The sequence below is a fragment of the Coriobacteriaceae bacterium genome, from assembly GCA_025992855.1.
In the GTDB taxonomy this organism is placed as follows: domain Bacteria; phylum Actinomycetota; class Coriobacteriia; order Coriobacteriales; family Coriobacteriaceae; genus Collinsella.
In genome coordinates, this window is sequence record DAJPGB010000001.1 from 718,196 (window position 1) to 731,386 (window position 13,191).

At 62.1% G+C, this 13,191-nt stretch carries 8 protein-coding genes; 7 read left to right on the forward strand and 1 reads right to left on the reverse strand.

Annotated features, from left to right (window positions below; genetic code table 11):
• Positions 1-110 precede the first annotated feature (110 nt).
• From OIL88_02980 to glmM, 3 genes are all read left to right on the forward strand, one after another.
• The gene (locus OIL88_02980) at positions 111-1,133 is read left to right on the forward strand and encodes an EamA family transporter (GenBank protein ID HJI71338.1); all 1,023 of its coding nucleotides are present in this window, start codon (positions 111-113) and stop codon (positions 1,131-1,133) included.
• 149 nt (positions 1,134-1,282) lie between these two features.
• Positions 1,283-3,604 (forward strand): DUF4012 domain-containing protein, encoded by a 2,322-nt coding sequence (locus OIL88_02985; protein HJI71339.1) that lies wholly within the window; start codon positions 1,283-1,285, stop codon positions 3,602-3,604.
• Positions 3,605-3,616: 12 nt separating this feature from the next.
• Entirely contained in the window at positions 3,617-4,948 is a 1,332-nt protein-coding gene (gene glmM, locus OIL88_02990) for a phosphoglucosamine mutase (protein HJI71340.1), read from the forward strand.
• A 205-nt stretch (positions 4,949-5,153) separates the two neighbouring features.
• On the opposite strand, the gene OIL88_02995 is transcribed toward glmM, so the two are convergent.
• Positions 5,154-6,728, reverse strand: coding sequence for a carboxypeptidase M32 (locus OIL88_02995; GenBank protein HJI71341.1), 1,575 nt, complete (start codon positions 6,726-6,728; stop codon positions 5,154-5,156).
• A gap of 503 nt (positions 6,729-7,231) precedes the next feature.
• On the opposite strand from OIL88_02995, the gene pheS reads away from it, so the two are divergent.
• The 4 genes from pheS (at position 7,232) to OIL88_03015 (ending at position 13,166) form a co-directional block, all read left to right on the forward strand.
• Positions 7,232-8,308 carry a phenylalanine--tRNA ligase subunit alpha gene (gene pheS / locus OIL88_03000; GenBank protein ID HJI71342.1) on the forward strand — a complete coding sequence of 359 codons (1,077 nt, stop codon included), beginning with the start codon at positions 7,232-7,234 and terminating at the stop codon, positions 8,306-8,308.
• Positions 8,309-8,486: 178 nt separating this feature from the next.
• Complete coding sequence (gene pheT / locus OIL88_03005) at positions 8,487-10,940, forward strand: phenylalanine--tRNA ligase subunit beta (protein HJI71343.1); 2,454 nt, start codon at positions 8,487-8,489, stop codon at positions 10,938-10,940.
• 326 nt (positions 10,941-11,266) lie between these two features.
• Positions 11,267-12,352 carry a cobalt transporter CbiM gene (cbiM, locus tag OIL88_03010; protein ID HJI71344.1) on the forward strand — a complete coding sequence of 362 codons (1,086 nt, stop codon included), beginning with the start codon at positions 11,267-11,269 and terminating at the stop codon, positions 12,350-12,352.
• On the forward strand, positions 12,330-13,166 hold the full coding sequence (locus OIL88_03015; GenBank protein HJI71345.1) for an energy-coupling factor transporter transmembrane protein EcfT: 837 nt from the start codon (positions 12,330-12,332) through the stop codon (positions 13,164-13,166). The genes cbiM and OIL88_03015 overlap by 23 nt, the downstream gene beginning before the upstream one ends.
• Positions 13,167-13,191: the final 25 nt, after the last annotated feature.

Sequence of the window (13,191 nt, forward strand, 5' to 3'; positions counted from 1 at the left end):
GGAAAGACGCCTGCGGAATTGTCCTACCGATAAACGGACAAGCCTCCAGCTGGTGCCTTCGCCGTGGTAAGGTAAGCCGAATTGTTTCCAGGCTGCTTCGAGGGAGTGGAATGAGCAAAGAGCGTGTCGAGCAGGTCGAAGGCGCAGGGGCTTCGGTGCCGATGACCGATATATCGAACATTGATGTGCCCGAGGGCACCGATGAGCTCAGCCGTAGCACCCGCCGCGCTTGGCGCGAGCGCCTGAACAGCGCTTCGACGCGCAAGATGATCACGGGCGTCTTGGCTACGCTGGTGGGCGGTTCGTTTTGGGGCTTCTCGGGCACCAGCGCGAGCTTTCTGTTCGATACCTACCACGTCGACACCTTGTGGCTTATGAGCGTGCGTCAGATTCTCGCCGGTCTACTCTTTATGGCCGTGGTTGTTACGCGCGACCGCGAGCGCCTGATTAAGCTCTGGACCACACCCGCCGATCGCAAGCAGCTGCTGCTCTTTACCGCCTTTGGTCTGCTGTTCAACCAGTTTTGCTATCTTTCGGCCGTGCGCCTGACGAACGCCGGAACCGCGACGGTGCTCCAGTGCCTGCAGCTCGTTATCATCATGGGCTACACCTGCGTGACCGATCGCCGCAGGCCGCGTACTCGCGAAGTTATCGGCATTGGCCTGGCTCTGGGTGGAACCTTTTTAATCGCCACCGGCGGCGACCCCACCAGCCTGAATATCTCGCCGCTTGGCCTGGCAGCAGGTCTTATGTGTGCGGTCAGCGCCACGTGTATGGCGGTGATTCCCGCCAAGATCCTGCCCGAATACGGCAGCCCCATCGTCACGGGCTCGGCAATGCTCACGGCGGGCGTGGTCTCGTGCGTCTTCGTGCAGCCTTGGGCGCATATGCCGGCACTCGACGCTGCCGGCGTCGAGGCGCTCGCGGTATTCGTGGTTATCGGCTCGTTTTTTGCTTACATGCTCTATATGCAGGGCGTTAAGGACATCGGCTCGGTGCGTGCGAGCCTCATCGGAACTGTGGAGCCGGTTTCGGCGACCATCACCAGCGCCGTTATGCTGGGCACGGTGTTTTTGCCGACCGACCTTATCGGCTTTGCCATGATCATCGTGATGATGTTCCTCACGGTGTAGCTGGCGCCGCCGCCAAGACAGAAAAGGTGTTGTGCCACATTTTCGCCAATTGATGTCCGTGTCTGGAGTTTAGCTGTCGATGCTCAAAATGCCATAAACTAGTAACGTTATGGACTTTTTCATTGCGACTCAATTGCGAGGATTTCTTTATGGCTGGTAATCACTTTAAGGGCAGCGATAGCGGCCGTCCTGCAGTTCCGCCGCGTCCGAACGGGGCTGGTAAGGCCGGCACGCCGGGCGGCGCTGGACAGGGCGGTTCCGGTAAGCGCGTGTCCCCGGGCGAGACGGCGATGTTTACCGCTCTGTACGAGCAGTCTCAAAAGGCAAAAAAGACCGGCCGTGCAAGAGGGAATGTCTTTGCGGGCGGTGCAACCTCCACGTCGCAGCCGAGCGGGGCTCCTTCGGTACCCGCGAACAACGCAGGTGCTGCCAACACCGCGAATGCCGCCGGCAACATTAATGCCGGCAATGCCGCCAACAATACTCCCTCTGCCGGTGGCGCGGGGCTTACGGGTAACCTTGGTACGATCTATACGGGTGCCTCTGAGACCGGCACGTTCGCCCGTTTGGAAGATAACGGTGCCGAGTTTAAGGGCTCCGGTTCCAAGGAAGATTATTACGATTTTGGCCTGAACTATGGCAACGACGCTTCGTCGAGCTCAACCTCGGACGGCCTGGTCCGTCATCGCCATCGCAAGGGCGAGCGCAAGAAGCGCCACACTGGCGCCATTGTCGCCGCCGTAGTCGCGGTGCTGCTCGTTGCGCTTGGCGCAAGTGGCTTTATGCTGCTCAACTCGGCAAAGACCGTAAAGAGCGAAGCGAAGGAAGCCGTCGAGATTGTCGGCGGCCTTAAGGACAAGGTCACGTCGGGCGATTTTTCGACGCTGCCCGACGACGCGAAGAAGATCGACGAGCTCTGCGATAGCATGAAGGCGGAGACCTCGAGCCCGCTGTGGACGGCGGCTTCGTTTATTCCGGTGTACGGTAGTGACATCAATGCGGCCCGTACCATGATCGACGCTCTGTCCGATGTCTCGAGCAATGCGCTGGTTCCCATGGCCGACAACCTTTCGCAGGCCACGCCCGGCAAGCTGTTCCAGGACGGCATGATCAACGTCTCTGCGCTGCAGGCGGTCGCCGATTCGCTTTCTGATAGCTCGAAGGTGTTCAAGAGCGCCAACGAGAAGATCCAGGGCATTGGCGATACGCATATTTCCCAGGTGACCGAGCTGGTCGATAAGGCCAAGGATGGCTTTGCCACCCTCAGCGGCGCGGTCGATGCAGCGGAGAAGGTCGCCCCCGTCCTTCCCCAGATGCTCGGCGCCAACGGCCAGACGCGTCATTATCTTGTGCTCGCGATGAGCAATGTCGAGATCCGCGCCTGCGGCGGTTTCCCCGGTTCTCGCGGCGTGATGTCGGTGACTGACGGTAAGCTCGAACTGGGCGATTTTGTCAAAGTCGACATGATGAAAGAGCCTTTGAGCCCGCTTCCCATCACCGATGAAGAGGCAAACTTATTCACGACCGGATGGGGCCTGACCGGATTCAACACGCTCGGATACACGATGGGCGACGTTACGATGACGCCTGATTATCCGCGTGCGGCTCAGCTTGCCAGCGATATGCAGAAGGCCATTGTCGGAGATGACATCGACGGCGTATTTGCAGTCGATCCGGTATTTTTGCAGTATATGCTCGGCGTTGTAGGCGGCACACAGCTTCCTGACGGCACCGTCGTTGATGGAAGCAACGCTGCGAAGGTGCTGCTGCACGATATTTATTGGAATTACCCGGTAGAGGAACAGGACGCCATTTTTGCGGCGGTTGCCGGATCAGCTTTTAACAAGATCGTGGACGAACTGGGCTCCAGCGATATTACTAAGATTGCTGCCGCCATCGAAAAGGGTGCTTCCGAGGGTCGCATCCTCATGTATTCGAGAAACGATAACGAGGAAAAGGCCGCGAAGGCTCTTGGAATATCGGGCGCCCTCCAAACCGATACGTCGGAGGCTCCGATCTTGGGCGTCTATGTGAACAACTACAGCTATTCAAAGATGGATTGGTTCCTCGATAAGCGAGTCACCATCGATTCTTCGGTTGAAAATGCCGATGGCTCGACGACGTATCGAGTGACCACCTCGCTCAAGAACACGATGACCCCCCAGGAGAAGGCCGAGATGCCTGGTTATTTCCAGGGCCATAACGGCATTAGCCAGGATATTGATGATGAGGTGCTGAGGCTTTATCTCTATGCTCCTGCGGGAGGCAGCATTTCGGACATTAAGACTTCGGGCTCCGGTTCTATCGAGATGAACGAAGCGACGCACGATGGCTTGAAGGTTGCATGGGGCGGTGTCCACATGCTTCTTGGACAAGACATAAAGGTCGAGTACACGGTCACGACTTCGAAGGACTCTGGGCACAAAGAGCTTAAGGTTCGTACCACGCCAACCGCTCAAACGTTCGAATAGGATAAGTAAGATATGAAGTACTTTGGCACCGACGGCTTTCGCGGTGAGGCCAACGTTGGGCTGACGGTAGAGCACGCTTATAAGATTGGCCGTTTTGTGGGCTGGTATTACGGCGCCAACCGCGGGACCAAGGCGCGCGTGATCGTGGGCAAGGATACGCGTCGCTCGAGCTATATGTTCGAGGCGGCGCTGGTGAGCGGCTTGGTCGCGAGCGGCGCGGACGCCTACATGCTGCACGTGATCCCGACGCCGGGCGTGGCGCATCAGACCGTGGAGGGCTGCTTCGATTGCGGCATCATGATCAGTGCGAGCCACAACCCGTTTTGCGATAACGGCATTAAGCTCGTCAACAGCGACGGCTATAAGATGGACGAGGACGTGCTGGAGCTCATCGAGGATTACATCGATGGCAAGAGCGAAGTGCCGCTGGCCACGGGCAACCACATCGGTGCCACGGTGGACTACATGCAGGGTCGCAACCGCTATATTGCCTCGCTCATTGCAAGTGCGAACTTTTCGCTGCAGGGCGTCAAGATCGGTCTCGACTGTGCCAACGGCTCGGCATCCTCGGTGGCCAAGCCGGTGTTCGACGCGCTGGGTGCCGACGTACGCGTGATTAACGCCGCGCCCGATGGCTTTAACATCAACGTCGACTGCGGCTCCACGCATATGGAGCGCCTGCAGCGCCACGTGGTGGAGCAGGGCCTGGACGTGGGCTTTGCCTACGACGGCGATGCCGACCGCTGTTTGGCCGTGGACGAGCGCGGTCGCGTGGTCGACGGCGACCAGGTCCTGTACGTGTGCGGCGTGTACCTGAACAAGCACGGTCGCCTTTCGGGCGGTACCGTGGTGCCGACGATCGCCAGTAACTTTGGCCTGATCAAGTCGTTGGAGCTTGCCGGTCTGAGTGCCGTGACCAGCGGCGTGGGCGACCGTCATGTGTATGCCAAGATGCGCGAGGGCGGCTACAGCCTGGGCGGCGAGCAGACGGGCCACACGATCTTTGGCGATATCGAGCGCACGGGCGACGGCATTATGACCTCGCTGCGCGTGATGGAAGTGATTCGTGCCGAGCGCGAGACGCTCTCGCAGCTCACGGCTCCGTGCAAGCTGTTGCCGCAAGCGCAGGTTGCCGTGCGCGTGGCGGACAAGGACGCCGCGCTGGGTAACATGGGCGTGCAGGCCGCCATTGCCGAGGCCGAGGCGTCGCTGGCGGGTGAGGGCCGCGTGCTGGTGCGCAAGAGTGGAACCGAGTCGGTGATCCGCGTGCTGGCTGAGGCTCCGGACCAATCGGCCGCCGACGCCGCCATGAAGCGCATCGCCAACGCGCTGGAAGCTTTATAGTTACGCGGTTTTACCAAACCGCGTAACTGCTCGACGCTGTAAACGGCCCCAAGCGGCAATCTGACGTTCAATTTCAAGGGCGCGACCAGAAGGTCAGCGCCCTTTCATTTCACGTCACCTTGCTCGCTTGGGGTCGTTTTCGCTGACGTTGCCAAGACATCGACGTCAACATGGTTGGCGTTGGCGATGGCGTGCTGGTCAATCCTTACAGCTCGTAGAGCGTGGTGAACTTGTCCTGCAGGTAGCTGCAGTAGTAGCGGGCGTCGAACGCCATGCCGCAGGCGCCCTTGATGAGCTCCGGCGCGTCCTTGGCGCGGCCCCATTGCCAAATGTGCTCGCCCAGCCACGCGCGGACGGGCGCCAGGTCGCCGCTCGCACAGGCGCCGGTAAGGTCGACACCGTCGCGGCACATGGCCGGCACAAACATGGCATCGTAGGCGCTGCCCAGAGCATAGGTGGGGAAGTAACCAAACGAGCCGCCGCTCCAGTGCGTATCCTGCAGGCAGCCATGCGTGTCGTCGGGAACCGGAATGCCAAGGTACTCGTCCATAAAGCGGTTCCAAAGCGCGGGGATATCCTTGGCCGTGGCCTCGCTGGCAAACAGCATGCGCTCAATCTCGTAGCGCACCATAACGTGTAGCGGGTAGGTGAGCTCGTCGGCCTCGGTGCGGATCAGCGACGGCTGCGCGATGTTCACCGCGTGGTAGAGCGCGTCCTCGTCCACGTTGCCGTAGACCTCGGGCGCGTGACGGCGCAGCACCTCGAGCAGCGGGCCCATAAAGGCGAGGCTGCGGCCCACGGTGTTCTCAAAGAATCGGCTCTGGCTCTCGTGGATGCCCATGGAGGTACCGCCCTCAAGACACGTGCGCGCGTAAGCGGGGTTCACGCCCAGCTCATACATGGCGTGGCCGGCCTCGTGGATGATGCTGTAGACGTTGGAGATGCAATCGTCCTCGTGGATATGCGTGGCGATACGCGCGTCGCCCACCGAGAAGCCTTCGCTAAACGGATGCTCGGTAAAGGCGAGCGTGGTGTCGTCCAGGTCCAGGCCCACAAGCTTCATCAGGTCAAAGCTCATGGCACGCTGGGCAGCCTCGGGCACATGCGCGTGCAAAAAGTCGGCTGCGGGTTGCTGGCCGCGCTCACCGATGGCATGCACGAGCGGCACGACGGTGGCCTTGACCTCATCGCAAAACGCGTCGAAGCTCTCGGTGGAAAGGCCACGCTCGTACTGGTCGAGCCATACATCGTACGGGTCACGCTTGGGGTCCATGAGCTCAGCTTGATGCTTAAGCTGACCGACGATCTTGTCGACATAGGGCTCAAAGCTCGCCCAGTCGTTGGCCGCCTTGGCTTTGTGCCATACGGCATCGGCCTCGCAGGTGAGCCTGGTCCAGGCCTCGGCCTCCTCGGTGGGGATGGCGCCGGCCTCGCGCTGGTCGCGGCCGAGCACGCGGATCTCGTCGAGCAGCTGCGGGTCGTCGATCTTTCCGCCCACAACCGTCTCGTGCGCCAGCGAACGCACGAGCTCAACGGACTTCTCGCTGGTCAGGAGCTTATGATGCTCGCCGGCGAGCGTACCCATGGCATCGGCGCGGGCCACGGCACCGTTGGCGGGGGCGATGGTTGCGCCGTCAAACTCAGCGATCTTGAGCAGGTACTCGCGGGTCCACAGCTTTCCCTCGAGCTTACGGAACTTCTTGACGGCCTTTTCGGCCTTGATGCCCTTGGCGGCTTTTGCCACGGCGGCCTTGGCCTTCTTATCGAGCTTCTTTCCCATACCATATCCTTGATCTCGCAGGCCGCCCGTCGCACGCGGCGGCACGGCCAGTTTGCACAGCTACCTGCCTTGTACCCAGCGCGAACAAAACGGAACGCGGCGATGCGCGCGCAGAATGTGTTATCCTATAGCCCAATGCGTTGACGGAGAGGGTTTTGCCCGCCGCGTCGCCGGCAAGAGAGGGAAGGTCATGGGCTGCAAGCCTTCCTGCGGTGGCAAGGGCCAAGCGTTCACTCCCGAGCAGCGACCTCAACGGGCGCGCGGCCAGTGGCGGCGAAGCCCCAGTAGGGAAGCCGTGAGCCTCGCGACAAGGGGCGCAGAGTGGGCACGGCGGGCCAGACATCCGCCGGGTCAAACAAGGTGGTACCGCGGAATTCAACCGTCCTTGGGCAATGCACATGCCCGAGGACGGTTTTTTGTTACCGAACCGGGCCGCACATCCACAGCGTCGCGTGGCTCCGGCCGCCGCGGCAAGTGGATGTGCGAGAGACGAAAGGGAAGACATGAGTCTGATTGATGATCTGGTCAAACTCGAGGAAGAGGCCAAGGAGCTCGTCGCCGGCGCCGACGACGCCGCCAAGCTCGAGGCCGCACGCATTGAGCTGCTCGGCCGCAAGGGTCGTATTACCGGCCTGATGCGCATGATGGGCAAGCTCGCCCCCGAGGATCGCCCTGTCATGGGCAAGCGCGCCAACGAGATGCGCCAGCTGATCGAGGGCATGCTCGACGAGCGCACGACCGAGATGAAGGCCGCCGCACTTAAGCACGCGCTCGAGCACGAGGCCGTCGATATCACGCTGCCGGGCATTCGCCCGCAGATCGGTCACCAGCACCTGATTAAGCAGATCATCGAGGAGGCCGAGGACATCTTCTGCGGTATCGGCTACACCGTCGAGTCCGGCCCCATGGTCGACACCTCCTACTACAACTTCACCGCGCTCAACGCGCCCATGGATCACCCGAGCCGCTCGGCTCGCGACACGTTCTATGTGGTCGACAGCAACCCCGGTAGCGTCGCACACCCCGAGGCTCACGCCCACGGCGAGTCCGACGTACTGCTGCGCACCCAGACCTCGGGTGTGCAGATCCACACCATGGAGTCGCAAAAGCCGCCCATCTACATGATCTGCCCGGGCACCGTCTATCGTCCCGACACGGCCGACGCCTGCCACCTGCCGCAGTTCAACCAGATCGAGGGCCTGGTCGTCGACGAGGGCATCACCTTTGGCGACCTGAAGGGCACGCTCGACTACTTTGTTAAGTGCATGTTTGGCGAGGATCGCAAGACGCGCTATCGCCCGCACTTCTTCCCCTTCACCGAGCCTTCCTGCGAGGTGGACGTGAGCTGCCACGTGTGCGGCGGCAAGGGCTGCAACTTCTGCAAGCATAGCGGCTGGATCGAGATCCTGGGCTGCGGCATGGTCGACCCCAACGTCCTTATCAACTGCGGCATCGACCCCGAGAAGTACACCGGCTTTGCCTTTGGTATTGGCGCCGAGCGCGTCGCGGCCCTGCGCTACGACCTGCCCGACCTGCGCACGTTGATGACTGGTGATATGCGCTTCTTGAACCAGTTTTAGGTTGACCCATCCCGGCGGCTTCCCGAGCCACCGCACCTTGCCCCTCAAACCGTCGCTTGCGTACCCAAGTACGCGGCGCTCCTCTTTCGGGGCAATCTGCGGCACCTCGGAAACCCGTCTCCGTGGTTGGAATTTCCCGTCTGTTTATTGCGGACGTTTTAAATGAAAGGAGAGCTAGATGCGCGTTTCTTACGACTGGCTCAAGACCATGATCGATATTCCGGAGGATCCCAAGACCCTTTCGGACGAATATATCCGTACCGGCACCGAGGTTGAGGCGATCGACACCGTGGGCGAGTCCTTCGACCACGTGGTGACTGCCAAGGTGCTCACCAAGACCCCGCATCCCGATAGCGACCACATGTATGTGTGCTCGGTCGACGTGGGCGACAAGAACCTCGACGCCGACGGCAACCCCGCTCCGCTGCAGATCGTCTGCGGCGCGCAGAACTTCGAGGCCGGCGACCACATCGTCACGGCCATGATTGGCGCTGTCCTGCCCGGCGACGTCAAGATCAAGAAGAGCAAGCTTCGCGGCGTCGTGTCCATGGGCATGAACTGCTCCGCACGCGAGCTCGGCCTGGGCGGCGACCACTCCGGCATCATGATCCTGCCCGAGGATACGCCCTGCGGCATGCCGTTTGCCGAGTATGTGGGCTCGAGCGACACCGTGCTCGACTGCGAGATCACGCCCAACCGCCCCGACTGCCTGTCCATGATTGGCATGGCCCGCGAGACCGGCGCCATTTTCGACCGCGATTTCCACGTTGAGCTGCCCGCCATCAAGATCGAGACCGGCCGCGCGACCGACGACGAGCTTTCGGTCGAGATTGCCGACGAGGGCCTGTGTGACCGCTACGTTGCCCGTATCGTGCGCAACGTGAAGGTCGGCCCGTCGCCTGACTGGATGGTCAAACGCCTCAACGCCCTGGGCGTGCGCCCGCACAACAACATCGTCGACATCACCAACTACGTGATGATGCTCACCGGCCAGCCACTGCACGCCTTTGACCTCGACACCTTTGCCGAGCGCGATGGCCACCGTCGCGTGGTGGTTCGCGCCGCCCAGCAGGATGAGAAGTTCACGACGCTCGATGGCGAGGAGCGCGTGCTCGACGCCGGCATGGGCCTCATCACCGACGGCGAGCGTCCTGTGGCGCTGGCCGGCGTTATGGGTGGCATGGATTCCGAGATTGAGGACGATACCGTCGACGTGATGGTCGAGAGCGCCTGCTTCAACGCCGGCCGCACCTCGCACACCAGCCGTGACCTGTCGCTGATCTCCGACGCATCCATTCGCTTTGAGCGCCAGGTTGACGAGACCGGCTGCGTGGATGTCGCCAACGTTACCTGCGCGCTCATCGAGGAGATCGCCGGCGGCGAGGTTGCTCCCGGCTATGTCGACGTTTTCCCCGCGCCCAAGACCATCGACAGCATTAAGCTGCGCCTGGCCCGTGTGCACGCCATCTGCGGTGCCGACATCGAGCCCGACTTTATCGAGCGCTCGCTCACCCGCCTGGGCTGCACCGTCGAGCGCGACGGCGAGGACTTTATGGTCACCCCGCCGAGCTTCCGTCCCGACCTGCCGCGCGAGATCGACCTGATCGAGGAGGTCCTGCGCCTGTGGGGCATGGGCCGCGTGACGGCGACCATCCCGGCTGCCAAGAACCACATCGGCGGCCTGACCCGCGAGCAGAAGCTCACCCGTAAGGTCGGCGAGATCCTGCGCGCCTGCGGCCTCAACGAGACCACGACTTTTGGCTTTGCCGCCCCGGGCGACCTGGAGAAGATCGGTATGTCCACCGAGGGCCGCGGTTGCCCCGTGGTGCTCATGAACCCGCTGGTTGCCGAGCAGACCGAGATGCGCCGCTCGCTGCTTCCGGGCCTGCTGCAGTCCGTGGCCTACAACGAGGCCCACGGCACGCCCAACGTGCACCTGTACGAGGTCGGCAGCCTGTTCCACGGTCGCGAGAACGCCAGCCTGCCCAAGGAGACCAAGTCCGTGGCGGGTGTGCTCTCGGGCCAGTGGAGCGAGCAGTCCTGGAACATGAAGTACCGCAAGCTGCGCTTCTTCTTTGGCAAGGGCATTGTCGAGGAGCTGCTCGCCCAGCTGCGCATCGAGAAGGTTCGCTTCCGTCCCGTCGAGGGCGAGGGCTATGCCTTCCTGCAGCCGGGTCGTGCTGCCGAGGTGCTCTCGGGCGGTACCGTGCTGGGCTGGGTTGGCGAGATCCACCCCGAGGCGCGCGAGGCGATGGGCATCGATGAGGTTGTCGTTGCCTTTGAGCTCGATCTGGACAAGCTGATCAAGGGCGCCCGCAACCAGGAGAACTACCGCGAGTTCTCGCAGTACCCGGCTGTTGAGCACGATCTTGCCATTGTGGTCGACAACGCCGTGACTTGCGAGGACCTTGAGCGTCGCATTACCAGCGCCGGCGGCAAGCTGCTCGAGGGCGTGCGCCTGTTCGATGTCTACCGCGATCCGGTCCGCGTGGGCGTGGGCAAAAAGTCCATGGCCTTTGCGCTCACGTATCGCTCAGACGACCACACGCTCACCAGCGAAGAGGTCGAGAAGGCGCACCAGAAGATTGTCACCAAGGTGTGCAAGGGCGTAAACGGCGAGGTCCGCTCGTAATCTTTGCCGTTTGGAACCCGCCCCCTGCGGGGTTTTCACGGCAACGTCCTCGCCGCTTCGCGGCTGCGGGATGTTGCCTTAGAAAACCCCTCTCGAGGGCGGGTTCCTGCGTTAACCTTGTTGCGAGCGGACTGCACCTTCTTCCGGGTGACCGGAAAGTTGGGAGTGCATGGGCCCTTTATTGGGCGGTGTGTGGACCTGGGTTAATAACGTACGTATTGCAAGGGCGTGCTGCGTTGTCGGCGGTGCGCCTTTTTGTTAGTATGCAGAGTCGGTGTTACGGATTGTTGGAAACGTAACACGCAACGTTCTGATTGAGAGAGCTCATGCATATTCCAGATAATTATCTGTCCCCGCAGACCGATGCCGTTATGGCGGTGGCGATGGTGCCCGTATGGGTTCACTGCATCAAAAAGGTGCGCGCCACGCTCGATCGCGAGCATATGGCGTTCCTGGGCATCTGCGCCGCATTCTCCTTCTTGCTCATGATGTTCAACGTTCCGCTGCCCGGCGGTACCACTGGTCACGCCGTCGGCGGCGCACTCATCGCGCTGCTGCTGGGCCCCGAGGCCGCGGCTATCGCTGTCTCGGTCGCTCTGGCGCTGCAGGCGCTGCTGTTTGGCGACGGCGGCGTTCTGTCGTTTGGCGCCAACTGCTTTAACATGGCCTTTGTGCTGCCGTTTGTCGCTGCTATCGTGTTCCGTGCGCTCAACAGCCGTCTGCACGACAAGAGCTGGGGCACCTCGGTTTCTGCCATCGTGAGCGGTTGGGTCGGCCTGTGCCTGGCGGCCCTGTGCGCGGCAATCGAGTTTGGTATTCAGCCGATGCTCTTCACCAACGCTTCGGGCGCCCCTCTGTACTGCCCCTTCCCGCTGTCCGTGGCTATTCCGGCCATGTTGATCCCGCATATGCTGGTTGCCGGCGTGATCGAGGGCGTGGCGACGGCCGCCATCTACGGCTTCATTAAGAAGACGGCGCCGAGCATTATCGCCGGCCCCGAGGCCGCCGATGGCCAGCTTGCCGCCGAGGGCGCTGCCGCCAAGAAGACCTCGCTGGTCCCCACGCTCATTCTGGTCGCCGTGCTTGTCGTGGCTACGCCGCTCGGCTTGCTTGCCACCGGTGACGCCTGGGGTGAGTGGGACGCCGAGGGCGCCGCGACCGCCGTTCAGGAGGCTGGCGACGACAGCCTGCAGGCTTCGGTCGGTCTCGACACTCCGACCTTTGCCGATGCCCTGCCCACGGGCGATTATCTGCAGGCCTATTCCGAGGAGCAGGGCCTTGGCTTTGCCGGCCAGGCCACGATGTATATTCTTTCGGGCGTGATTGGCGTGGCGGTGCTCACCATCGCATTCCGCCTGGTCTCGCTGACGGTCAAGGAAAGCGGTGCTCATGGCAATAGCCGAGCTGCCTAGCTGGCTTGCGGTCGAGCAGCGTTACGAGCCCGCGGGGGCTCGGCATCGTGTAATGCAAAAGAATGTCCTGCACCTGGCGAGCCTGCTTGAGCGGGTTCGCCTGGGTGGAGGCGCGAACGAGGGCGGGTCGATGGTCGACCGCGCCCTTTCTTGCGTTTCGGCTCCGGTGCGCCTGGTGGGGATGTTCGTCTGCGTTCTGTGCGCGTGCCTGACGCAGAGCCCGCTATACCTGATGCTAATGGCGGCGACCGCGTTGGTGCTGGTCGCGGTGCGCCCCGTACGCGGGCTGCGCGCTACCTTTGTGCCGGCGTTGGCTGCCGCGGGGTTTGCCGTGGTTCTGGCGCTGCCTGCCCTGCTGCTGGGTGCTTCTGCCACGGGCGCCATGCTCAAGATTGCACTCAAGACGTTCATTAACGTGTCGCTGGTGCTGGGTGTTTCGTGGACGCTCACCTGGAGCCGCATGTCGGCGGCGCTTAAGATGCTGCACCTGCCCGACGAGGTCATCTTTACTTTCGATATGGCGCTCAAGCATATCGAGGTGCTGGGACGCACGGCGCACGATCTGTGCGAATCGGTCATGCTGCGCAGCGTCGGTTCCGCGCCTGCGGGTTTTTCGCGCACCGACTCGCTGGCGGGTATCATGGGCATGACGTTTATCAAGGCGATGGAGTGCAGCCGCGCGATGGACGAGGCTATGCTTTGCCGCGGCTTTGCCGGTGCGTACCCGGCGCCCGGGCGGAGCGGCTTTGGCTGGCGCGATGCGGTTTATGCGGCCGTCGTGGTGCTGCTCGCCGCGTTGTGCGCGGTGCTGTAGCGCGGGCGGCCGAGCCGTCGATGTG